This window comes from Halomonas halodenitrificans DSM 735, assembly GCF_000620045.1.
In the GTDB taxonomy this organism is placed as follows: Bacteria; Pseudomonadota; Gammaproteobacteria; order Pseudomonadales; family Halomonadaceae; genus Halomonas; species Halomonas halodenitrificans.
Genome location: NZ_KK211059.1, coordinates 151,674 through 173,776, shown reverse-complemented (window position 1 = coordinate 173,776; position 22,103 = coordinate 151,674). Strand labels below are relative to the sequence as shown.

The following is a 22,103-nucleotide window of genomic DNA, read 5'->3' as shown; positions in this document are numbered from 1 at the left end:
CGCCATCCAGCGGGCCGAATGGACCGGCTCTTCCGGCTGATGCGACAAGAGGCGAAGCTAAGCGTTACCGTATGATTCGTGGGGAGGCCTCAGGGACTGTCCCCGTGGGGTTGGGGGACTGTCCCCTGGGGGGGATGACGCTGGAAGGGGACTGTCCCCGGGGTTTGGGGGACTGTCCCCTGGGGTTGGGGGACAGTCCCCTTGCAGCGTCGCCTCCAGGGGGTCAGCCCAGCGCCAGCCACAGGCCGACACCGACCATCAGGGTGCCGGCGATACGGTTGAGCAGGCGCACGCTGCCTCCCCGAGACAGCAGGCGACGCAGCCGGCTGCCGCCGGTGGCGTAGAGCAGCAGGCAGGTGAATTCGATGGCCAGTATCAACGCCACCAACACGCCGAGCTGACTGGCCAGTGGACGCTCGGCGTCGAGGAAGGGGGGCAGCAGCGCCACGAAGAAGGCCCAGCCCTTGGGATTGGCCACGGCGGTCACGAAGCCCTGGACGGCCAGCTGGCCGCGACCGGCGGGGGCCACCTCGAGGCCCTGCTCGGGAATCGCCATGCGGCCGCGGGAGCGCCACATCATGATGCCGAGATAGGCCAGATAGGCCCCGCCCAGCCACTTGAACAGGGCGAACATCTCCGGCTGGCGAAGCATCAGGGCGGCCACACCGGCCCCCGCCGCCGCGGCCACCAGCCCCACCCCAGCCAGTTCACCGACCATCATCCACAGGCTGCGCCGAACGCCCTGGGTCATGCCCAGCACCATGGCCAGGGTCATGCACATCCCCGGGGTCAGGGAAACGAGAAAGAAGGTCGGCACGAAGACCGACAGCATCCCCGGATTGATCATGCGAGAGACCTCCCTGTCACGATGCGCCAAACCCAAGGGGACTGTCCCCGAACCCAAGGGGACTGTCCCCGGGGGTTGGGGTTAGCCAGGGGACTGTCCCCGTGCAGCCGATTCGCCCCAGCGGGGCATCAGCCGGTGCTCGATGCCAAGCTGATTGAGGATACGCGCCACGATAAAGTCGACCAGATCCTCTACCGACTCGGGCCGGTGATAGAACCCCGGCGCCGCCGGCAGCATCACGGCGCCAAGGCGGGTCAGGTCAAGCATGTGCTGGAGGTGAATGGCCGATAGTGGCGTCTCACGCGGCACCAGGATCAAGGGGCGCCTCTCCTTCAAGGCCACATCGGCGGCCCGCTCGATCAGGTTATTGCTGGCGCCGGTGGCCACCGCCGACAGGGTGCCGGTGGAACAGGGGCAGATCACCATGGCCGAGGAGGCCCCGGAACCTGAAGCCACCGGCGCCATCCAGTCCTCGCGGCCGAAGCAGCGGATCTGTCCCGGCCGCGCCCCGGTGCGCTCGACCAGGGTCTCGGCCAGCCGCTCGGGGCGGGCCGGCAGTTCGGCATCGGTCTCGGTGGCGACGACCAGATGCGCCGCCTTGGAGACCATCACCCACACCTCGTGATTCGCCGCCACCAGCGCCTCTATCAGCCGCAGCCCATACTGGGCCCCGGAGGCACCGGTCAGCGCCACCGTGACCGGTGAGGCCAGCCTGTCAGCCATGTGCGGACTCCAGTGCGGCCAGCAGCTTCTCGTGAATGCCGCCGAAGCCGCCGTTGGACATCACCACGATACGATCATAGGGCCTGGCCTCCTCTACCAGCGACGCCACCAGGGTGTCCAGGTCCTGCTCGAGCCGTGCCGGCACCGGGCTCGCCGCGATGATCGGCTCCAGCGGCCAGTCCAGGCCCTCCGGGCGATACCAGAAGGCGGCGTCGGCGGCGGAAACGCTGGCGGCCAGGCGGTCACGCAGGGTCCCCAGGCGCATGGTGTTGGAGCGTGGCTCGATCACCGCCAGCAGGCGCCCCCGGGCGGTGGCGGCGCGCAGGCCCTCGAGGGTCGCGGCGATGGCCGTGGGATGGTGGGCGAAGTCGTCGATCACCTGGATATTGGCCACTTCCCCGCGCACTTCCTGGCGGCGCCGTGGAGACTCGAAACGCGCCAGGGCGGCGGCGCCCCGGGCCAGGCTCACCCCGCAGGCATGGGCCGCGGCCAGGGCGGCCTGGGCATTGCGGGCGTTGTACAGCCCGGTCAGGGGCCAGTCGACCACGGCATCCTCGTTGGCTTCGCCATCCTGATGGATCACACGAAACCGCGAGGCATCGTCGCGCTCCCGTTCGAGCCGCCAGGCGCTGCTGGCGGCCTCACCGAAGTGCACCACGGGACTCCAGGCCCCCATGGCCAGCACCCGCTCGAGGGCCGGTTCGCCATCGGCCACCAGCAGGGTTCCCTTGCCCGGCACCGTGCGGACCAGGTGATGGAACTGGCGCTCGATCGCCGCTAGATCATCGAAGATGTCCGCATGATCGAACTCCAGATTGCAGAGCACGGCGATCTCGGGCCGGTAGTGAACGAACTTCGAGCGCTTGTCGAAGAAGGCGGTGTCGTACTCGTCGGCCTCCACGACAAAGGGAGCGTCCGCGGCACCGAGGCGGGCCGAGACCCCGAAGTTGCGCGGCACGCCGCCGATCAGGAACCCCGGGGCCAGGCCCGCCGATTCCAGCAGCCAGGCGGCCAGGCTCGCCGTGGTGGTCTTGCCATGGGTACCGGCCACGGCGATCACCCGCCGTCCGGGCAGCACGTGCTCGGCCAGCCACTGGGGGCCGGACACATAGGGCAGGCCCGCATCGAGCACCGCTTCCACCTCGGGATTGCCCCGGGACAGCGCATTGCCGATCACCACCAGGTCGGGGCGCGGCTCGAGGTTGACCGGCGAATACCCGTCACGCAGCGCGATGCCGGCCTCCTCGAGCTGGGTGCTCATGGGCGGATAGACGCCGGCGTCCGAGCCGGTAACCCTGTGGCCCAGTTCCCGCGCCAGCAGCGCCAGGCTACCCATGAAAGTGCCACAGATACCAAGGATATGAAGATGCATGGGACTCGCTCCAGCATGGGTCCGGTGGCCGCGCCACCATGGCACGGAGAGTGGCGAGACTAGCATGGCCCCAACGACCCTCTCCAGCACCCCGGGTGCAGGGCGAGGGGCTTTCGGCTAGAATCCTCCCTCTTTCGTCACCCTCCACCCGAACAGCAGCGACGATCAGGAGCAAACCAGCCCCATGGCCCATAATGCCTTCTATGCCCAGTCCGGCGGCGTCACCGCCGTGATCAACGCCAGCGCCTGCGGCGTGATCGAAGCCTGCCGCCGTCATCCCGACCAGATCGGCAAGGTCTACGCCGGCCACAACGGCATCATCGGCGCCCTCACCGAGGAGCTGATCGACGTCAGCCAGGAGTCCGACGAGGCCATCGCCGCGCTGCGTCATACGCCGGGCGGCGCCTTCGGTTCCTGCCGCTACAAGCTCAAGGACATCGAGACCCACCGGGCCCAGTACGAGCGGCTGATCGAGGTCTTCCGCGCCCACGATATCCGCTACTTCTTCTATAACGGTGGCGGCGACAGCGCCGACACCTGCCTCAAGGTCTCCCAGCTCTCGGAGAAGCTCGGCTACCCGCTCACCGCCATCCATGTGCCCAAGACCGTGGACAACGACCTGCCGATCACCGACAACTCGCCGGGCTTCGGTAGCGTCGCCAAGTATATTGCCACCTCGACCCTGGAGGCATCGCTGGATATCGCCTCCATGTGCGCCACCTCCACCAAGGTGTTCGTGCTCGAGGTCATGGGTCGTCATGCCGGCTGGATCGCCGCCTCCGGCGCCCTGGCCGGCCAGGGCGAGGGCGAGCCGCCCCACCTGGTGATCTTCCCCGAGATAGCCTTCGACCGCGAGGCGGTGATGGCCCGGGTCGACCATGCGGTCAAGCAGTATGGCTACTGCGTGATCGTGGTCTCCGAAGGCGCGCGCTACGAGGACGGTACCTTCCTCGCCGACGCCGGTAACACCGATGCCTTCGGCCATCGCCAGCTGGGCGGCGTGGCGCCGACGCTTGCCGGCATGGTCAAGCAGGACCTGGGCTACAAGTACCACTGGGCGGTGGCCGACTACCTGCAGCGCGCCGCACGTCACCTGGCCTCCGGGACCGACGTCGAGCAGGCCTATGCGGTCGGCGAGAAGGCCGTGGAGTTGGCCATCGAAGGCAAGAACGCGATGATGCCGGCGATCAAGCGTGTCTCGGACGCGCCCTACCAGTGGCGGATCGAGGCCGCCCCGCTGGCCGAGATCGCCAACCGCGAGAAGTTCATGCCCCGCGACTTTATCAGCGAGGATGGCTTCGGTATCACCGAGACCTGCCGCCAGTACCTGTCACCGCTGATCCAGGGCGAGGACTTCCCCCCGTTCGACAACGGCCTGCCCAGGGTGGCGAAGCTCGCCAAGCACCGCGTCGAGCGCAAGCTGCCGGAATTCAAGCTGTAAATACAGGAATCGCGCTCCTGCGACACCGGGGCCACCTCATGCCGTGGGAGTCGGATTTATCCGGCGATAAACGCCAGCGCGAGTGAGAGGCGGCTGCGGCCGCCGCTATCGCAGCAGCCAGGAAAGCACCAGCAAGAGCAGCAATATGCCCGCGACGCCCTGCCAGAAATGGCCGGCGTCGCGGAATCGTCGTTGACCGTTGCGCGAGCCCGGTTCGCGACGACGCGCCGCCAGCGGCTGGCGCAGCTCGCGTAGAAACTCCGACATTCGCCGATAGCGCAGCGCTCGCTGGGGATCCAGCGCCCGGCGCAATGCATCGTCGAGTGCCTGGGGTATCTCGGGATTGCGCTTTCGCCCGCGGCGATAGACCAGCTGTTCGAGATCGGTATGGCGCAGCAGGCGATCGGGCGACACCGCGTAGGGCAGTTCCCCGGTCAGCAGCCAGTAGACCGTTGAGGCATAGGAATACTGGTCGCTGCGCCGCCCGATGTCGTCGTCCAGCGCATATTCCGGGGCGCTGTGCTCGGTGAGCCCCACCTGACGCAGCAGTTCGCGAGCGTCCTTGTGCCCTCCGCCATCGCGCATCCGACAGGCACTGAAATCGGTCAACACGACCTGCCCATGGGCGTCGATCAATACGTTGCCCGGGTGAATCTGCTGGTGCAGCAGATCGCGATGGTGCAAGGCCTGCACCGCCTTGCCCAGCTGGTTGGCGATATCCAGACGCTGGGCAAGGCTCGCCTGGGGGTGTCGGCGCGCCCAGTCGGCCAGGGTCTCACCCTCGACATAGGCCATCAGGTAGTAGAGGTAGCGCCGCGGCCGCGACGGCTCCATGACGCGCACCACGAAGGGCGATTTCACACGCTCCACGACCCATTGCTGAAGCAGGAAATGCTCCAGGTAGACATTGCGCTGGGAAAGCGCGGGACTCGGCGCCTTCATCACCATATCGCGCTCGCTGTGGAGGTCGCGTACTCGGTAGACCCGGGACTGGGCGGTGCGCGACAGCACGGCCTGCACCTCCAGGCCGTCGAGGCGCTCACCCGGTGACAACTCCGGCGGGATGGGCAGTTCGCCGTACACCCTGGTTGAGCTGTCCGACTGGGCATCGGGCAACTCATCGATTCGCACCAGCTGAAAGCAGAACTGACCGGCCCCAAAGCCACGAGACTGGGCACGCTGCACCGCCGCCTCGGCCAGGCGATCACAGGCGGCATCGAGGTCACTGGCATCCTGGCGAATCAGCTGGACATACTCCGAGGGCATCAGGGTGCCCTGCATCGCTCGGGTGGTGAACAGGAAGAGATCTCCCTGCTTGGCGGGAAAGCCGACATAATCGATGTCGATGCTGTTATCCATGCCCAGTGCCCGGGAAGGATAGCGATAGCCCCCCAGGTCCGTGACATGATCGCGGGTCAGCTGCTCGAACTCCGCGCCGCGCAGCCGGAACACCAGGGTGTCTCCCATATGGAAGAGGTGGCCCTGGGTCCCGCGCAGCACCAGCGCCGACAGCGAGGTAACATAACTGCCCTCCGCCACCTGGCGGCCCTGGCTGTAGGTCCAGCCATTGAGGGAGCGCAGGACCCGGGTGGCCGATGTCTTGACGTCCCAGTGATCGGGGGTGGAGTAGTAGTCGGCCAGAAAGCTGCGTACGCTGAGGTCTCCGGCCTGCTTGGCCATGCTGTTGCGCTGGGTGGCATCGCTGATCAGCGCACAGGCCCCCTTGGCGTTGAGCTGGGGTGGCTCGGGCAGACACACCGACATGGAGCTGCGGTGGTGCCGGCGATCCGGCGCCACGAAGGCCTGACCAAAACTCAATGACAGCTGCGCGGTTGCCACTCGCCCCTCCTTGCCCGATGGATCCATGCGCGTCCTATCATACACGCAGCGGCCCCACACAGGAGGCCCAGCAGGGATTCACGCATCTTCAAACACTTTCGAAAACGTGACGGCACCTATGTCGAATTGGTATTCGGCCAGGCTGGCCCTTATAATCTTGCGGATTTTTTTCTTCCCGATGACTCGCCAAGACCGTCTGCCAACCCAAGGAATCGACGATGAACTTCGATAATATCCCCGCCGGCAAGGAACTCCCCAACGATCTCTATGTGGCGATCGAGATTCCGGCCAGCCATTCGCCGGTAAAGTACGAGATCGACAAGGACATGAGCGCCCTGCTGGTCGACCGTTTCATGGCGACCCCGATGTTCTACCCCGCCAACTACGGCTTTATTCCGCACACCCTGGCCGACGACGGTGATGCCCTGGACGCGCTGGTCGTGACTCCCTGCCCGGTCCAGCCCGGCAGCATCATCCGCGCCCGCCCGGTGGGTATTCTCAACATGACCGACGAAGCCGGGGAAGATGCCAAGCTGGTGTGTGTGCCTCACCACAAGCTGTCCAGCCTGTATGACGATGTCCAGGAGGTAACCGACCTGCCCGAACTGCTGCGCCAGCAGATCGCGCACTTCTTCGAGAACTACAAGGATCTCGAGAAGGGCAAGTGGGTCAAGGTGGAATCCTGGGAGGGTGCCGATGCGGCCCGCAAGGCCATCGAAAAGGCGGCCGCCGCCTATCACAAGGCCTGATGACACGGCCTGCTTGAGCGCGCCACGGGGCGCTCAAGCGTCGCGCAACAGCGCAGCGGGCCGCCCAAAGGGGCGGCCCGCTGCGTTTTCCAGCCATCACCCCGGGCAATAACCACACCCGGGGCATCACTCACTACTGGCGGGTCTCAGCCTCGTCAGCCCCGGGCTGCATCTGGTCCTCCTGCTCGGGTGACTCTTCAGAAGCCGACTCCTGCTCGGCCGCCTCTTCAGACGCTGATTCCTGTTCGGTCGACCCTTGAGGCGCTGATTCCTGTTCGGTCGACCCTTGAGGCGCTGATTCCTGCTCGGGCGCCTCTTCAGACGCTGGCCCCTGCTCGGACCTGGCGCCTCGCTCCACATCCACCACTTCGGGCTGACTGGCGGGTGCTTGCCGGACGTCCTCTCCGGATACCCCCTGCTCGGCGCTCTCGGCGAGTCGTGTGGCAATCTCCTCGACCAGGTCGCGGGCCCGACTGACATGAAGCGCCATCACCAGGGTATGGTTGGCGAAGGGACCAAAGCCCGAGCCACTCATCACCACCGGGCTCCACAGGCGCCGCTGGGTCATCGCCAGCTCGGCGCGCAGGCGCTCCCACGCCTCGACGACGCCGGCGGCTTCCAGGATATCGTGCTGATCACGCTGCACCCCCTCCAGCATCTGGACCAGCGCCCAGCCGGTACCCCGGGCCTCGAAGAAGACATTGTCGACCCGGTACCAGGGCGGGCTCTCGGGAAGCGCCTCGCTATCGATGGCCAGTTCACGCAGCAGCTTGTGTCCGCCGGCACTCGATGCCAGCTGCAGCAACAGGCCGTCGAGGCGGACACCGACGTCGGCCAGCCAGCGGCGCAGGCCCGCCCCGGGAACGAAGCCCTCGGCCTGCATGCCACCCAGCGCCATCAGTTGCTGATCCAGGGCGGCGACCGCCGCCGCCAGGTGTGTCTCGGTGGCCGGTCGATGCCAGTCGAGGCCATCACCGGACAGGCCGCGAACTGCCTCTTCCAGGAGCTCGACTTCGCTCGGGTTCATCGAGGGAAGCGCCCGCGCCAGATCCTTGGCCTGATCCAGCACACCGCGCTCCCAGCTCGGCATGTTGTCCAGCCACAGGCCCGGCGGCAACCGGTCGTTGCGTAGATAGCCGCCGGGCTTGTCGTAGAGGGTCTCGACGATGGAGGCCAGGGTGGCCACCGTCACGGCGCCTCGCGCGGCAGGCTCGCCGCCGGCGTCCCCGCGGCGCTCCATGGGCACCTGCTCGACGCTGTACGGTGCCGGCGTGCGGCTCCACCAGATGCCCAGCGCCAGTGTCACGACCAGGTAGACCACCAGCAGCGTCAGTAGCGGTTTCCAGATCCAGCCGTATTCGGGGCGCTCCAGCGCCTCGACTCTCTCGCGGCGCCTGGCGCCGCCCTTACCCATCCAAGCCATGTGCGGGTTCCTTTCCAGTACGAGACTTTTTTCTACGAGGCATCGGAACGTGCGACAACGTGGCACACCTGTCGGCACCTTCCTCGATGAAGCCACGCCCTCCTGTACGTTATCCTAGCACCCGACCGGCGGGAGCGGTCAGCCATGCCCTGTCGAAGCCATGCCTTTTTGGAACCCCGGGAGACAGGCAGGGTCTGACCGCCATCCACACTATCAAACCAAGGACAGGACTTCCGTGATCAGTCTTCAACGCCTCGCGCTGACGAGCCTGCTGTTACTGCTGCCGTTCGCCGCCCAGGCGCAATGGTTCTCCAGCGACGACTCCGAGTTTCTACCGGTGCTGGAAGCCTTCCAGCCCAGTGCCTGGCATGATGGCGAGACCCTCTACATCGGCATGCAGGCGAAGGAGGGTCATTACCTCTATCGTCATCAGTTTGCCATCGAGAGTGACGCGATAACCCTGGGCGAGCCGGAGATCCCCGAGGGCACCTTTACCAGCGACGAATTCCTCGGCGACGTCTACGTGTTCCGTGACACCCTGGTCTTCGGGGTGCCCATCGAGGAGGACGCCAGCGGAGTGGTGCCGGTCACCCTCACCTTCCAGGGCTGCGCCGATGCCGGCCTCTGCTATCCCCCCGAGCACGTCGACCTGGATGCCGCCGAACAGCAGGCCCCCGCCGCCTTCGCCGGCTGGCAGGCGGCGAAGGCCGATGCCGGCTCGGCCTCCGCCGGGAATGCGGGCTCCGAGCCCCCCTCGCCGAAGCCCGCCGCCCCTCAGAGCGAGGACGGCCGCTTCCAGGCCCTGATGGCCGAGGCCAGCCTGCCCCTGGCCCTGGGGCTCTTCTTCCTCGCCGGCCTGGGGCTGACCTTTACCCCCTGCGTGCTGCCCATGGTGCCGATCCTCTCGTCGATCATCGTCGGGCAGAACCCGGGGCGAGCCCGCGCCTTTGCGCTCTCCGCCAGCTATGTGACAGGGATGGCACTCACCTACGCGGTCGTGGGCGTGCTGATGGGCCTGTTCGGAGCCGGGCTCAACCTCCAGGCTCGCCTGCAGTCGGCGCCGGTGCTGATCACCTTCGCGATACTCTTCACGGGGTTCGCCATGGCCATGTTCGGTGCCTTCGATCTGCGCCTCTCGCCTCGGCTGGCCGGCCGCATCGATGGCTGGCAGGCGCGCGCCCAGCAGAGCGGTCCCGGCGGCCTGGCCCTCGCCGGCGCGCTGTCGGTGCTGGTGGTGTCCCCCTGTGTCTCGGCCCCCCTGGCCGGCGCCCTGGTCTTTATCTCCACCACCGGCGACGCCCTGATAGGCGGTGCCGCCCTCCTCGCCCTGGGCCTGGGCATGGGGATACCGCTGCTCCTGGTCGGCACCTTCGGCACCACTCTGCTGCCGCGCAGCGGTGCCTGGATGAACGGCGTCAAGATCGCCTTCGGCCTCCTGCTGCTGGGCGTCGCCATCTGGCTGGTCGAGCGCCTCCTGCCGGCGACCACCGTGCTGCTGCTGTGGGCCGCCCTGGCCATCGGCACCGCGGTGGCACTCGGCGCCATGACCACGAACCTGCCCCAGGGCTGGGCCCGGGCACGTCAGGCACTGGGGCTGCTGCTGCTCGCCTGGGGCCTGGCACTGGTACTGGGCGCGGCCAGCGGGGCCAGCGACCCGCTGCGCCCCCTGGCGCCCCTGGCCTCCGGGTCTGGCGCCTCGGCCGGCGCCACGGTGCCATCTCGTGAAGAGATCACCACGGTGGCCGACCTGGACCAGCTGCGCCAGGCCCTGGCCTCCGTGCCGGACGACCAGACCGCCTTCGTTCACTTCACCGCCGACTGGTGCATCGCCTGCAAGCAGCTCGAGCGCCGGGTCTATCCCGACGCCCAGGTCGCGGGCCCCCTGTCGGCCTTCGCCCGCATCAATGTCGACGTCACCGATAGCGATGCCGCCAGCCGCGAGCTGCTCGAACGCTTCGAGCTCTTCGGCCCCCCCAGCCTGCTATTCTTCCGTGCAGGCGAGGAGATCCGCGAGGCACGCATCCTGGGTACCCCGGATGCCCCGGAGCTCGCCGGCCACCTGGATAGCGTTCTCGACTGGAGCAACGAGGGGGACCGTGCATGACCCGGCATCGCCGGGTTTGACGACGCGAGGATCCCACACCCGAACAGCGTTTTCAGGGCCGCTGGACATCCTCGCCTTTTTTCGGCAAAATCCGCCGCTATCCTGCTTTAACGGCCGATAAGAGGCGGAAGAGTCGCCATCTTGCCGCGATCTAATGAGATCAGGCCCAGGTTGACAGCACCGGATCAACGGCCACACACCGCACCCAACCGATCGGAACGAATGTCATGGATATCCGCAAGGTCAAGAAGCTGATCGAACTGCTCGAAGAGTCGAACATCAGCGAAATCGAGATCCAGGAAGGCGAAGAGTCGGTTCGCATCAGCCGCCATCCCAACGGCACCAACTGGCAGCCCAGCGAGCCCCAGGGCTATGCCCCGGCGCCTTACCCCGCTCCCGCCGCGGCACCGGCACCCGCCGTAGGCGCCGAGCCGGCCACCACCGACGAGGCCCCCGCCTTCCAGGGTCAGGCCATCACCTCGCCCATGGTCGGCACCTTCTACCGTTCCCCGGCACCGGGTGCCCAGGCCTTCGCCGAGGTTGGCTCCCAGGTCAAGAAGGGCGAGACGGTGTGCATCGTCGAGGCCATGAAGATGATGAACCAGATCGAAGCCGAGCGTGACGGGGTGGTCGAGGCCATCCTGGTAGAGGACGGCGAGCCGGTGGAATTCGATCAGCCTCTGGTCGTCATCGCCTGAACACCATCTCCCTCTTCATTCACCCGATACTGGCGGACCCATCATGCTGGACAAGGTTCTAATCGCCAACCGCGGCGAGATCGCCCTGCGCATCCTGCGCGCCTGCAAGGAGCTGGGCATCAGGACGGTGGCGGTCCACTCCAAGGCCGACCGCGAGCTGATGCATGTGCGCCTGGCCGACGAGGTCGTGTGCATCGGACCGGCCTCATCGGCCCAATCCTACCTCAACATCCCGGCGCTGATCAGCGCCGCCGAGGTCACCGACAGTAGCGCCATCCACCCCGGCTACGGCTTTCTCTCCGAGAATGCCAACTTCGCCGAGCAGGTCGAGCGCTCCGGATTCACGTTCATCGGCCCCCGGGCCGAGACCATTCGCCTGATGGGCGACAAGGTCAGCGCCATCGAGTCGATGAAGAAGGCGGGGGTGCCGACGGTACCCGGCTCCGACGGCCCCCTGCCCGAGGACGACGAGGGCGAGGTACTGGCCACCGCACGCCGCATCGGCTACCCGGTGATCATCAAGGCGGCGTCCGGCGGCGGCGGTCGTGGCATGCGCGTGGTACACACCGAGGCCCACCTGCTCTCCGCGGTGAACGTGACCCGCACCGAGGCACATTCGGCCTTCGGCGACGGCACCGTCTACATGGAGAAGTTCCTCGAGAACCCGCGCCATGTGGAGGTACAGGTACTGGCCGACGGCCAGGGCAATGCCATTCATCTCTATGACCGCGACTGCTCCCTGCAGCGCCGCCACCAGAAGGTGATCGAGGAGGCCCCGGCGCCGATGCTCGACCCCGAGGCACGCGCCGCGGTGCTCGAGGCCTGCCGCGAGGCCTGCATCACCATCGGCTATCGCGGTGCCGGCACCTTCGAGTTCCTCTACGAGGATGGCCAGTTCTTCTTCATCGAGATGAATACCCGCGTGCAGGTGGAGCACCCGGTCACCGAGATGGTCACGGGCGTGGATATCGTCAGGGAGCAGCTGCGCATCGCCTCGGGCCTGCCCCTCTCCATCCGCCAGGAAGATGTGAAGCTCAGCGGCCACGCCTTCGAGTGTCGCATCAACGCCGAGGATCCGCGCACCTTCATGCCGTCTCCCGGCCAGGTGACGCTCTACCATCCCCCGGGCGGCCTGGGCGTGCGCATGGATTCGCATCTCTATACCGGCTATACGGTACCGCCCCACTACGACTCGCTGATCGGCAAGCTGATCACCTGGGGCGCGGACCGTGAGACGGCGTTGACCCGCATGCGCATCGGCCTCGACGAGCTGCTGGTGGAAGGCATCAAGACCAACACCGAGCTGCACAAGGACCTGGTACGCGACGGGTACTTCCGACAGGGCGGCGTCAATATCCACTATCTGGAAAAGAAGCTGGGCATCTAGCCGGCCCGGTCACGATGCAAGCGGGGCGGCCACGGCCGCCCCGCTTGCGTTACCGCCCCCTTGCCAATCGGAGACCCCATGCCCTGGCTGCAACTCAAGGCCCATGTCGCCCCGGAACAGGCCGAAACCCTCGAAGAGCTGCTGCTCGCCGAAGGCGCCACCGCCATCACCCTGCAGGATGCCCACGATGACCCGGTCTTCGAGCCGGAGCGCGGCAGCACCCCGCTGTGGCACGAGACGGTGCTCACCGGACTCTACGATGACCTCGAGGGGGTCGACGCCATGCTCGAGCGGGTGCACCAGGCCTGGGCTGCCGAGCAGCCCGAGGACCCCTGCCCCGAGGTCGAGGTGGAGCTGCTCGCCGACCGCGACTGGGAGCGCGAGTGGATGGACGACTTCACCCCGATGCAGATGGGTGAGCGGCTGTGGATCGTTCCCAGCTGGCATGAGCCTCCCGAACCCGGCGCAGTCAATCTGCATCTGGACCCGGGGCTCGCCTTCGGCACCGGTACCCATCCGACCACCGCACTCTGCCTGGCCTGGCTCGATGCCCTGGCCATCACCGAGGCCCTCGATGGCCAGGCGGTTCTCGATATCGGCACCGGCTCGGGTATTCTGGCCATTGCCGCCCTCAAGCTGGGCGCCCGGCGCGCCCTGGGGACCGATATCGACCCCCAGGCGCTGACGGCGAGCCGCGACAATGCCGAACGCAACGGCGTCGCGGAGACCTCCCTGGGACTCTGCTACCCGGAACAGCTTGACGACGCCGAGGCCTTCCCCATCGTGGTGGCCAATATTCTCGCCGGCCCACTCGTCGAGATGGCGCCGATGATCGCCGGTCACGTCGCCACGGGGGGGCGCCTGGCGCTTTCCGGCATACTCGAGAACCAGGCCGAAGAGGTGCTTCAGGTCTATCGCGAGCAGGGCCTGCTGATGGACGATGCGGTCACCCGGGAAGGCTGGGTCCGCCTCACCGGTCGCCGCCCCGCCTAGACGCTGCCACTTCACCCTTCCCGATGGGGGGCGTATGATATGCCCCCCTCTTGCCACTACTATCCGAGCCATGCCCGACTCCAGCCAGCCATTGCCCCGCATCGGTGATCACACCCTGCCCAACCGGGTTATCCTGGCACCGATGGCCGGCGTGACCGACCGCCCCTTCCGGCAACTTTGCCGTCAGCTGGGCGCCGGCCTGGTGGTCGGCGAGATGGTGACCTCGGATACCAGCCTGTGGCATACCCGCAAGTCACGGCTGCGCATGGATCATCGGGGTGAACCGGGACCGCGCAGCGTGCAGATCGCCGGGGGAGATGCCGCCATGCTGGCCAGTGCCGCGCGCATCAATGCCGACCAGGGCGCCGAAATCATCGATATCAACATGGGCTGTCCGGCCAAGAAGGTCTGCAACAAGGCGGCCGGCTCGGCATTGTTGCGCGATGAGGCCCTGGTGGCCGATATCCTCAGCGCCGTGGTGGCGGCGGTCGAGGTACCGGTGACGCTCAAGATTCGTACCGGTTGGTGCGCCGAGAGCAACAACGCCCTGCGCGTGGCACGCCTGGCCGAAGAGGCCGGCATCCAGGCCCTGGCCGTACACGGCCGCCATCGTCAGCAGCGCTACTCCGGTCACGCCGAGTATGACACCATCGCCGCCATCAAGGCGGCCGTCACGATCCCGGTATTCGCCAACGGTGATATCGCCTCTCCGGAAAAGGCCGCCGCCGTCCTCGACTATACTGGGGCCGATGCGGTGATGATCGGCCGGGGGGCGCAGGGCTACCCCTGGATCTTCCGCGAAACCGACCACTACCTCCGCCACGGCGAACACCTGGCGCCACCGGATGCTATCGAGCGTGCCGATGTGCTCCGCAACCACCTGGAGGCACTGCACGATTTCTACGGTGACTATATGGGTGTGCGCATCGCTCGCAAGCATGTTGGCTGGTATCTGGCCGGTGACGCCCGCATCGCCGAGGCACCGCGTCGTGAACTCAAGGGGCGCTTCAACCGCCTCGCAAGCCCTGCCGAACAGTATCGCTTTATCGACGACCTCTTTGGTCATGCCCGTTCGTCGACCACTGCGTCGGACGAACCGGGCGAGACCGCGAAAGGAATACGAGCCGCATGACCAGTCAAGCCCTTCCCTCCGATCCAGCGCTTTCGAAAGGCCGCCTACTGAACGAGGCAACGACGGAACAGTCGTCGCCGGAGGCTGGCCAGCAACCCCTTCGTGAAGCCGTGGACCTCTCCATGCGCCGCTATTTTGCTCATCTTGATGGCGGCGAAGTGACCGGCCTCTACGCCATGGTGATGGCCGAAGTCGAGGCACCACTGCTCGCCTCCGTGCTCGAGCACACCCAGGGCAACCAGACCCGCGCCGCCGAGATGCTCGGCCTCAATCGCGGCACGCTTCGCAAAAAGCTAAAACAGCATGACTTGATATAATGAAGGGAGCCTCGCGCTCCCTTCGGTGCGTCATACGCCCCGCCGTCACGACTTTTCACTGACTCTTCACCCCCTTCCCACCCACCGTCCCAGACGTCAAGAGAGTGTCACCATGGACCAAGCCTTCTCCTCCCCGGTACGCCGCGCCCTGATCAGCGTCTCCGACAAGACCGGTATCGTCGATTTTGCCCGCGGGCTCAACGAGCATGGTGTCGAGTTGCTTTCGACCGGCGGCACCTTTCGCCTGCTCCAGGAGAACGGTATCGCGGTGACCGAGGTCTCCGAGCACACCGGATTCCCCGAGATCATGGACGGCCGCGTCAAGACGCTGCACCCGAAGATTCACGGCGGTATTCTCGGTCGCCGCGGCCAGGATGACGCGGTCATGGCCGAGCACCATATCGCGCCCATCGACATGGTGGTGGTCAACCTCTACCCCTTCGCCCAGACGGTAGCCAATCCCGACTGCACCCTCGAGGACGCCATCGAGAACATCGATATCGGCGGTCCCACCATGGTGCGTGCCTGCGCCAAGAACCACGCCCACACCAGCATCGTGGTCGATGCCACCGACTACGCTCGGGTACTGGCCGAGATCGCCTCCCAGGACGGCCGGGTCTCCGATGCGACCCGCTTCGACCTGGCGGTAAAGGCCTTCGAACACACCGCCGGCTACGACGCCGCCATCGCCGACTATCTCGGTCAGCGGGTACCCGGCGGCGAGGCGGGTTTCCCGCGAACCTACAACCTGCAGTTCGAGAAGAAGCAGGCCATGCGCTACGGCGAGAACCCTCACCAGAACGCGGCCTTCTACGTCGAGGCCGATGCCAGCGAGCCCTCGGTGGCCACCGCCGTGCAGCTCAACGGCAAGGCGCTCTCCTTCAACAACGTCGCCGATACCGATGCCGCCTTCGAATGCGTCAAGGCCTTCACCGATACCGCCTGCGTGATCGTCAAGCATGCCAACCCCTGCGGCGTGGCGGTGGGCGCCAGCGCCAGGGAGGCCTATGACAAGGCCTTCGCCACCGATCCTACCAGTGCCTTCGGCGGCATCATCGCCCTTAACGTGGCGCTGGATGCCGACACCGCCCGGGCCATTATCGACCGGCAGTTCGTCGAGGTCATCATCGCCCCCGGCGTCGACGACGAGGCCGCCAGGATCGTCGCCGAGAAGCAGAATGTGCGCCTGCTCGACGTGGGAGCCAGCTGGCCCGGCGAGCGCGGCCATGCTCATGATGTCAAGCGCGTCACCGGCGGCATGCTGGTCCAGGACCGTGACCTGGGCATGGTGGGCCGCGACGAGCTCACGGTGGTCAGCGAGCGCGTGCCTACCGAGCAGGAACTCCGCGATCTGGCGTTCGCCTGGAAGGTGGCCAAGTACGTCAAGTCCAACGCCATCGTCTACGCCAGGAACGGCCAGACCGTCGGCGTCGGCGCCGGCCAGATGAGCCGCGTCTATTCGGCCCGCATCGCCGGCATCAAGGCCGCCGACGAAGGCCTCTCGGTGCCCGGCTCGGTGATGGCCAGCGACGCCTTCTTCCCGTTCCGTGACGGCATCGATGCCGCCGCCGCCGCCGGCATCGCCGCCGTGATCCAGCCCGGCGGTTCCATGCGCGACCAGGAAGTGATCGACGCCGCCAATGAGGCCGGCATCGCCATGGTATTCACCGGCATGCGCCACTTCCGCCACTAAGCGCCTGCGGCGAGCTGTAAGCTGTAAGCCGTAAGCTGTAAGCCGTAAGCCGTAAGCCGTAAGCCGTAAGCAAATCGTAACAAACCCCATTCGGAATGTCCGAATGGGGTTTTTCTTACCGCTTAAAGCGTAACGCTTACGGCGTCGGGCGAAGCCCGGTTACCCGAGATCGATACAGAGGTACTTGGTCTCCAGGAACTCCTCCAGCCCCTGGTGTCCGCCTTCGCGGCCGAGACCCGACTCCTTCACGCCGCCAAAGGGGGCGGCGGCGTTGGAAATCAAGCCGGTATTGATGCCTACCATGCCGTACTCCATGGCATCGGCGACGCGCCACACCCGCCCCAGGTCCTGGGAATAGAAGTAGGCGGCGAGACCATACTCGGTGTCGTTGGCCATCTCCACGGCGCTCTCCTCATCGTCGAAGGGGAACACCGCCGCCAGCGGACCGAAGGTCTCCTCCCGGGCGACCCGCATCTCGTCGGTGGCAAAGCTGATCAGGGTCGGGCTGAAGAAGTTGCCGCCCAGCGGGTGGGGATGGCCCCCCAGCAGCAGCTCGGCCCCCTTGTCCACGGCGTCCTGGACATGCTCGCCGACCTTGGCAACCGCCTTGTCGTCGATCAGCGGCCCGATATTGATCCCAGGCCGGGTACCGTCCCCCACCTTCAGCTCGCTGTTCATGGCCACGGCGAGCTTCTCGCAGAAGGCGTTGACCACGCTGGACTGCACCAGCAGCCGGTTGGTGCAGACGCAGGTCTGGCCGGCATTGCGGAACTTGGCCGCCATGGCGCCCTCCACCGCGGCGTCGAGGTCGGCATCCTCGAAGACGATAAAGGGCGCATTGCCCCCCAGCTCCAGGGAGATCTTCTGGATGTGCTGCGAGGCGCTGGCCATCAGTTCACGGCCTACCTCGGTGGAGCCGGTGAAGGTGATCTTGCGCACCAGCGGCGATTCGGTCATGGCCGCGGCGATCTCGCTGGCGCGCCCGGGCACCACGTTGAACACCCCGCGTGGCACGCCGGCGCGCTCGGCCAGCAGTGCAAGCGCAGTGGCCGAGAACGGCGTCTGACTCGCCGGCTTGCAGACGATCGTGCAGCCCGCGGCCAGCGCGGCACCGGCCTTGCGGGTGATCATGGCCGCCGGGAAGTTCCAGGGCGTAATGGCCCCCACCACGCCAACGGGCTGCTTGGTGACAACGATACGCTGGTTGCCCTTGGCGGCGGGAATGGTTTCGCCATAGACACGCCGCGCCTCCTCGGCGAACCAGCGCAGGAAACTGGCGGCGTAGGCAATCTCGCCGGCGGCCTCCTTCAGCGGCTTGCCCTGTTCGAAGGTCATGATCATGGCCAGATCATCCTGATGCTCGAGCATCAGGTCATGCCACTTCATCAGAATATCGGCGCGCTCCAGGGCACTCAGCGCCTTCCAGGCCGGCAACGCGACATTCGCCGCCTCGATGGCGCGCTCGGTCTCGGCGCGGCCGAGCCGGGGCACATCGCCCATGACATCACCGGTGGCCGGATTGACCACGTGAATCTGCTCGCCGCTGTCTGCCGCCACCCAACTGCCATCGATATAGGCGAAGGGGCAGTAAAGCTGCGTTTCCTTGAGGGCTTCCATGTTGTGCTCCCGCCGCAATGCGGCACTGATAGGTCTGCCCTCATGCTAAGCGCAAAGGCCCCGTCACTCCAAGCGACGAGGCCTTCTCTTCTCACTCCGGGATCAACTTGTTCCGAATCAACGCGGCTTGCGGGTCTCGGAGAGGGTAATGGACACCGAATCGGCGAAGCGCAGGGCATGGGGCTTGTCGATCTCGACCTGCGCGGTCAGCACCTGCTCATGGCCCATGATCAGGTCGAGCACCTCGCGGGTCATGCGCTCGAGCAGCAGGAAGCGATTCTCCTCGATGTGAGCAATCACCTGCTTGGTGATGGTGCGATAGTTCAGCGCCTGCTCGATATGGTTGAACGCCACCGCCTTGTCGGCCCGATAGCGGATGACCGCATTGATCACCACGTCCTGGCGATTACGAATCTCCTCCTCCTTGATGCCGATATGGGTGCGCAGCCGGAGGTTCTTGATACGAATGGTCGCCAGGTCATGGTCGAAATGCTGGTCATCGATGGCGTGCAGCGGCATGGATGGCTCTCCTGATGTCGCGACTGGGTGTAGGCGTCCGGGACGGTGCCGGGATGGTCTCAGCGACCGTTGATCAGCGTCAGGAATTCCTGACGGGTCGACGGATTCTCGCGAAAACCACCGAGCATCACCGAGGAGGTCATGTTGGAGTTCTGCTTCTCGACGCCACGCATCATCATGCACAGGTGGCGGGCCTCGATCACGACCGCCACACCACGGGCGCCGGTCACCTCCTGTACGGCTTCGGCGATCTGCCGGGTGAGGCTCTCCTGGATCTGCATGCGCCGGGCGAACATGTCGACGATACGCGCAAACTTGGAGAGTCCCAGCACCTTGCCGTCGGGCAGATAGGCGATATGGCACTTGCCGATAAAAGGCAGCAGATGATGTTCGCACATGGAGTAGAGCTCGATGTCCTTGACCAGTACCATCTCGTCGGTCTCGGACGCGAAGACGGCGCCATTGACGATCTCTTCCAGCGACTGAAGGTAGCCGTGATTGAGAAACTGCATGGCCTTGGCGGCGCGCTTGGGGGTATCACGCAAGCCCTCCCGCTCGGGATCCTCGCCCAGCGCAAGGATGATCTGCCGATAATGGTTGGCGAGCTCTTCTGTCATGGGGGCCCCATCGGTTCGTGTCTGGTTATCAATTATTCATGTACAACAAATGTACACTCGATTTAATAAGTACAATATTGCTTCATTTAGAGCCCCTAGTCTAGCAGCACACCGCGCCAATACGGCATTCATGATAGCCTGGCCGGCCATCGCCACCTCGCGACATCCTGCCGCACCTTGCGAAGGCCAGTGAGCCAACGCCTCAGGCTGTGATATTATGCAGACTTTCATGCTGTGCAGATCTAGCGACGAGAGCCCGACATGACCAAGACACCCCTGTTTCTGGGCCTCCTCCTGGCCCCCACCCTCGCCTTCGCCGACACCCTGGAACTCCCTGCCGATGCCCGGCTGGAAGTGCAGCTCGTCGAGTCGCTGACCCTCGGCCCGGACACGCCGCGTCAGGATGATATCCTGCTGCACCCGGTCGCCAACGGCAGCGGTAGCCATCAGGTACCCGACTACTGTGTCGTGGTGGGTGACGCACAGCTCGATGACGAGCGGATCCGTATCACGACCTCCAGCGTTACCTGCATCGACACCGAAGGCAACGACAGCCATATCTACAGCGGCGATATCTCCGCAGCCGCCTATGACGGCGATGGCAACTTCGGTATCGATGCCTGTCAGGACGGGCTCTGTGAACTCTCTCCGGAGCACGGCTTCGAGCTTCAGCTGGCCGGCGACCTGGCCATCGAGGAGCAGGAGAATCCCTCCGAGCAAATCAATATCGAGCGGCGCCAGGCCTCCTCCGAACAGCCTGACCCCGAAGACTCCTAGCCGCCACCCTGCCGCTGTCGCGGGCCTCGCCTTGCTCACAAGGCGAGGCCCGCCGTTTATTGAGAGCCTTTATGCCAGCCAGCGCGGCGCGTTCTCCAGCGCCTGGCGCTGCTGCTCCAGCGTTTTGATGTGGGATTCCCAGTAGCCGGCATCGGCCACCCAGGGGAAGGCGACCGGGAAGGCGGGATCCTCCCAGCGTGATACCAGCCAGGCACTGTGGCGCAGCAGGCGCAGGGTCCGCAGCGGCTCGGTCAGCGCCAGCTCACGGCGGTCGAACTCACGCTGCTGTTCGTAGCCCTCGATCACCTCGGACAGCTGCATGTGGCGCTCCTCGGGCGACTGTGCCGTGATCAGCATCCACAGGTCCTGCACCGCCGGGGCCATCAGGCAGTCGTCGAAGTCCACCAGCGCAAAGTCCGCGTCGCGGCCCAGGATATTGCCGATATGGCAGTCGCCGTGGACGCGTATCGCGCGTTCGGGGGCCCAGCGATACGCCGCCAGCGCCTCGTGCAGTGCCGCCGTGATCCGCTCGTAGGCCTGGCGCTGATGGCGGTCCAGCCAGGGCCCGGCGAGTACCCGCTCACGGGCCTCGACCACCATGGCATCCAGCTCCATGACGCCACGATGCCGGAAGGATTCACGCTCCCCCACCGCATGCACGCCGCCGATCAATTCCCCCAGGGCGAACAGGTGATCGGGATCCTCCAGTTCCGGCGCCTGACCCGGCCGCTGAGGAAAGAGCGCGAAACGAAAGCCCTCGGCATGCTGCAGGCTGCGCCCCTCGGCATCGCACCAGGGCGCGGCCACCGCCACGCCCGCCGATGCCAGTTCGGCGAGGAAGTCGTGCTCCTCCTGGATACAGGCATCGCTCCAGCGTTCGGGCCGATAGAACTTCGCCACCCAGCGACGACGCTCGTCGTCATGCACCAGGTAGACACGGTTCTCGTAGCTGTTCAACGCGAAGGGCTCGCCGGGCAGCCAGAAGCCCAGAGACTCGATGGCCGCCACGACCCGAGCCGGCGATAGCGTGGAGAAGGGGTGCTGATCGGCATCCATGGTCCGTCCTCCCGGAAAAGCCTCCACTCTACCAGGCTTGCCTCATATTTCCCCCCCGCGGCGTGCGGGCGACGGCCCAGGCCTCGACCTCCTCGGCACCGGCGGCCAGGCAGGCCTGGGCCAGCGCCTCCAGGGTCGCCCCGGTGGTCATCACATCATCGAGCAGTGCCACGCGAGGCGGCAGGCGAACCGGCACTCGAAACCCGCCGCGCAGGTTGGCCCGCCTCTCGCGGCGGTCGAGCCCACGCTGGCTGGGGGTATCACGCAGGCGCCTGCCCTGCCCCAGTGGCACCCTCATTTGCCTGGCCAATCGCACCGCCAGCCATTCGGCCTGGTCGAAGCCGCGCCCACGGGCACGCGACTCATGCAGCGGAACCGGCACCAGGGCCTGGGGCCAGTCGCGCCATTTCTCCTGCAGCCCCGCCGTCAGCAGCTCAAGCAACACCGCGCCGGCCCGCGGTGAGGCATGAAACTTGAAGCGCCGCACCAGCCAGGCCACCTCCTCGGCATACCGCAGCGGCACCCTCGCCCTCACGAAGGACGGCGGCCGGCGCAGGCAGGCGCCGCATATCCGGGCCTGTCGGGCGCCTGGCTGAGGCTCGGCGCAGACGGGACAGGCGGGCCGGTTCCAGGGCAGCCCCGCGAAGCAGGCCTGACACCAGGGGGACTCGTCGAGGACGGGCGCCAGACAAAAGGCACAACGGCCTGGCAGCGCCCGGCGCAGCACCCTGTCAACCAACCCAAATCTTTCGGTTGACATCGAAGCGTCAGTCCGTAGGCTACTGGTCAACTTTAACTT

The 22,103-nt window shown here is 66.2% G+C and carries 20 protein-coding genes; 10 read left to right on the top strand and 10 right to left on the bottom strand.

All coding sequences use genetic code 11. The annotated features are described in order from the left end of the window. Positions 1-223 precede the first annotated feature (223 nt). From Q358_RS0115620 to mpl, 3 genes are all read right to left on the bottom strand, one after another. Complete coding sequence (locus Q358_RS0115620; RefSeq protein ID WP_027962824.1) at positions 224-847, bottom strand: LysE family translocator; 624 nt, start codon at positions 845-847, stop codon at positions 224-226. Positions 848-928: 81 nt separating this feature from the next. Continuing rightward, positions 929-1,570 carry a flavin prenyltransferase UbiX gene (locus Q358_RS0115615; protein WP_027962823.1) on the bottom strand — a complete coding sequence of 214 codons (642 nt, stop codon included), beginning with the start codon at positions 1,568-1,570 and terminating at the stop codon, positions 929-931. Then, a complete protein-coding gene (gene mpl / locus Q358_RS0115610; protein ID WP_027962822.1) occupies positions 1,563-2,942 on the bottom strand; it encodes a UDP-N-acetylmuramate:L-alanyl-gamma-D-glutamyl-meso-diaminopimelate ligase in 1,380 nt (459 codons plus the stop codon). The genes Q358_RS0115615 and mpl overlap by 8 nt, the downstream gene beginning before the upstream one ends. Before the next feature lie 184 nt (positions 2,943-3,126). Between mpl and Q358_RS0115605 the strand changes: the two genes are divergently transcribed. Next, the gene (locus Q358_RS0115605) at positions 3,127-4,383 is read left to right on the top strand and encodes a 6-phosphofructokinase (RefSeq protein ID WP_027962821.1); all 1,257 of its coding nucleotides are present in this window, start codon (positions 3,127-3,129) and stop codon (positions 4,381-4,383) included. Between the two features lie 105 nt (positions 4,384-4,488). Here Q358_RS0115605 and Q358_RS0115600 read toward each other — a convergent pair whose 3' ends face one another. Continuing rightward, entirely contained in the window at positions 4,489-6,222 is a 1,734-nt protein-coding gene (locus tag Q358_RS0115600) for a bifunctional protein-serine/threonine kinase/phosphatase (RefSeq protein ID WP_027962820.1), read from the bottom strand. Positions 6,223-6,440: 218 nt separating this feature from the next. On the opposite strand from Q358_RS0115600, the gene ppa reads away from it, so the two are divergent. After that, entirely contained in the window at positions 6,441-6,971 is a 531-nt protein-coding gene (gene ppa, locus Q358_RS0115595; protein WP_027962819.1) for an inorganic diphosphatase, read from the top strand. Between the two features lie 133 nt (positions 6,972-7,104). Here the strand turns inward: ppa and Q358_RS17805 are convergent, their stop codons facing one another. Further along, positions 7,105-8,394 (bottom strand): DUF2333 family protein, encoded by a 1,290-nt coding sequence (locus tag Q358_RS17805; protein ID WP_084286605.1) that lies wholly within the window; start codon positions 8,392-8,394, stop codon positions 7,105-7,107. A 235-nt stretch (positions 8,395-8,629) separates the two neighbouring features. On the opposite strand from Q358_RS17805, the gene dsbD reads away from it, so the two are divergent. From dsbD to purH, 7 genes are all read left to right on the top strand, one after another. Next, positions 8,630-10,498, top strand: a complete 1,869-nt coding sequence (gene dsbD / locus Q358_RS0115585) for a protein-disulfide reductase DsbD (RefSeq protein ID WP_027962818.1) — start codon at positions 8,630-8,632, stop codon at positions 10,496-10,498. 227 nt (positions 10,499-10,725) lie between these two features. Next, on the top strand, positions 10,726-11,196 hold the full coding sequence (gene accB, locus Q358_RS0115580) for an acetyl-CoA carboxylase biotin carboxyl carrier protein (RefSeq protein ID WP_027962817.1): 471 nt from the start codon (positions 10,726-10,728) through the stop codon (positions 11,194-11,196). Positions 11,197-11,239: 43 nt separating this feature from the next. Beyond that, positions 11,240-12,583 (top strand): acetyl-CoA carboxylase biotin carboxylase subunit, encoded by a 1,344-nt coding sequence (accC, locus tag Q358_RS0115575; protein ID WP_027962816.1) that lies wholly within the window; start codon positions 11,240-11,242, stop codon positions 12,581-12,583. A gap of 78 nt (positions 12,584-12,661) precedes the next feature. Continuing rightward, positions 12,662-13,576 carry a 50S ribosomal protein L11 methyltransferase gene (prmA, locus tag Q358_RS0115570; RefSeq protein WP_027962815.1) on the top strand — a complete coding sequence of 305 codons (915 nt, stop codon included), beginning with the start codon at positions 12,662-12,664 and terminating at the stop codon, positions 13,574-13,576. 70 nt (positions 13,577-13,646) lie between these two features. Then, complete coding sequence (gene dusB / locus Q358_RS17800) at positions 13,647-14,708, top strand: tRNA dihydrouridine synthase DusB (RefSeq protein ID WP_051530459.1); 1,062 nt, start codon at positions 13,647-13,649, stop codon at positions 14,706-14,708. Further along, positions 14,705-15,025 (top strand): DNA-binding transcriptional regulator Fis, encoded by a 321-nt coding sequence (gene fis, locus Q358_RS0115560; protein WP_027962814.1) that lies wholly within the window; start codon positions 14,705-14,707, stop codon positions 15,023-15,025. Before dusB ends, fis begins: the two co-directional genes overlap by 4 nt. A 112-nt stretch (positions 15,026-15,137) precedes the next feature. Then, positions 15,138-16,718, top strand: coding sequence for a bifunctional phosphoribosylaminoimidazolecarboxamide formyltransferase/IMP cyclohydrolase (purH, locus tag Q358_RS0115555; RefSeq protein WP_027962813.1), 1,581 nt, complete (start codon positions 15,138-15,140; stop codon positions 16,716-16,718). Positions 16,719-16,877: 159 nt separating this feature from the next. Here purH and Q358_RS0115550 read toward each other — a convergent pair whose 3' ends face one another. The 3 genes from Q358_RS0115550 to folE form a co-directional block, all read right to left on the bottom strand. Further along, positions 16,878-18,335, bottom strand: a complete 1,458-nt coding sequence (locus tag Q358_RS0115550) for an NAD-dependent succinate-semialdehyde dehydrogenase (RefSeq protein WP_027962812.1) — start codon at positions 18,333-18,335, stop codon at positions 16,878-16,880. 117 nt (positions 18,336-18,452) lie between these two features. Next, on the bottom strand, positions 18,453-18,854 hold the full coding sequence (gene folX, locus Q358_RS0115545) for a dihydroneopterin triphosphate 2'-epimerase (protein ID WP_084286604.1): 402 nt from the start codon (positions 18,852-18,854) through the stop codon (positions 18,453-18,455). A 59-nt stretch (positions 18,855-18,913) separates the two neighbouring features. Next, complete coding sequence (folE, locus tag Q358_RS0115540; protein ID WP_027962810.1) at positions 18,914-19,471, bottom strand: GTP cyclohydrolase I FolE; 558 nt, start codon at positions 19,469-19,471, stop codon at positions 18,914-18,916. Positions 19,472-19,732: 261 nt separating this feature from the next. Between folE and Q358_RS0115535 the strand changes: the two genes are divergently transcribed. After that, a complete protein-coding gene (locus tag Q358_RS0115535) occupies positions 19,733-20,248 on the top strand; it encodes a TraB/TrbI/VirB10 family type IV secretion system protein (RefSeq protein WP_027962809.1) in 516 nt (171 codons plus the stop codon). Positions 20,249-20,317: 69 nt separating this feature from the next. Here the strand turns inward: Q358_RS0115535 and Q358_RS0115530 are convergent, their stop codons facing one another. Both Q358_RS0115530 and Q358_RS0115525 read right to left on the bottom strand, forming a co-directional pair. Beyond that, the gene (locus tag Q358_RS0115530; RefSeq protein ID WP_027962808.1) at positions 20,318-21,304 is read right to left on the bottom strand and encodes a serine/threonine protein kinase; all 987 of its coding nucleotides are present in this window, start codon (positions 21,302-21,304) and stop codon (positions 20,318-20,320) included. 28 nt (positions 21,305-21,332) lie between these two features. Further along, positions 21,333-22,064: a ComFC family protein gene (locus Q358_RS0115525; RefSeq protein WP_043488584.1), complete on the bottom strand. Its 732-nt coding sequence runs from the start codon at positions 22,062-22,064 to the stop codon at positions 21,333-21,335. Positions 22,065-22,103 lie beyond the last annotated feature (39 nt).

Bases quoted from the DNA above. Each gene is read 5' to 3' on its own strand.
- Q358_RS0115620 (WP_027962824.1), bottom strand. From the start codon at position 847: ATGATCAATCCGGGGATGCTGTCGGTCTTCGTGCCGACCTTCTTTCTC.
- Q358_RS0115615 (WP_027962823.1), bottom strand. From the start codon at position 1,570: ATGGCTGACAGGCTGGCCTCACCGGTCACGGTGGCGCTGACCGGTGCC.
- mpl (WP_027962822.1), bottom strand. From the start codon at position 2,942: ATGCATCTTCATATCCTTGGTATCTGTGGCACTTTCATGGGTAGCCTG.
- Q358_RS0115605 (WP_027962821.1), top strand. From the start codon at position 3,127: ATGGCCCATAATGCCTTCTATGCCCAGTCCGGCGGCGTCACCGCCGTG.
- ppa (WP_027962819.1), top strand. From the start codon at position 6,441: ATGAACTTCGATAATATCCCCGCCGGCAAGGAACTCCCCAACGATCTC.
- Q358_RS17805 (WP_084286605.1), bottom strand. From the start codon at position 8,394: ATGGCTTGGATGGGTAAGGGCGGCGCCAGGCGCCGCGAGAGAGTCGAG.
- accB (WP_027962817.1), top strand. From the start codon at position 10,726: ATGGATATCCGCAAGGTCAAGAAGCTGATCGAACTGCTCGAAGAGTCG.
- accC (WP_027962816.1), top strand. From the start codon at position 11,240: ATGCTGGACAAGGTTCTAATCGCCAACCGCGGCGAGATCGCCCTGCGC.
- prmA (WP_027962815.1), top strand. From the start codon at position 12,662: ATGCCCTGGCTGCAACTCAAGGCCCATGTCGCCCCGGAACAGGCCGAA.
- dusB (WP_051530459.1), top strand. From the start codon at position 13,647: ATGCCCGACTCCAGCCAGCCATTGCCCCGCATCGGTGATCACACCCTG.
- fis (WP_027962814.1), top strand. From the start codon at position 14,705: ATGACCAGTCAAGCCCTTCCCTCCGATCCAGCGCTTTCGAAAGGCCGC.
- purH (WP_027962813.1), top strand. From the start codon at position 15,138: ATGGACCAAGCCTTCTCCTCCCCGGTACGCCGCGCCCTGATCAGCGTC.
- Q358_RS0115550 (WP_027962812.1), bottom strand. From the start codon at position 18,335: ATGGAAGCCCTCAAGGAAACGCAGCTTTACTGCCCCTTCGCCTATATC.
- folX (WP_084286604.1), bottom strand. From the start codon at position 18,854: ATGCCGCTGCACGCCATCGATGACCAGCATTTCGACCATGACCTGGCG.
- folE (WP_027962810.1), bottom strand. From the start codon at position 19,471: ATGACAGAAGAGCTCGCCAACCATTATCGGCAGATCATCCTTGCGCTG.
- Q358_RS0115535 (WP_027962809.1), top strand. From the start codon at position 19,733: ATGACCAAGACACCCCTGTTTCTGGGCCTCCTCCTGGCCCCCACCCTC.
- Q358_RS0115530 (WP_027962808.1), bottom strand. From the start codon at position 21,304: ATGGATGCCGATCAGCACCCCTTCTCCACGCTATCGCCGGCTCGGGTC.
- Q358_RS0115525 (WP_043488584.1), bottom strand. From the start codon at position 22,064: ATGTCAACCGAAAGATTTGGGTTGGTTGACAGGGTGCTGCGCCGGGCG.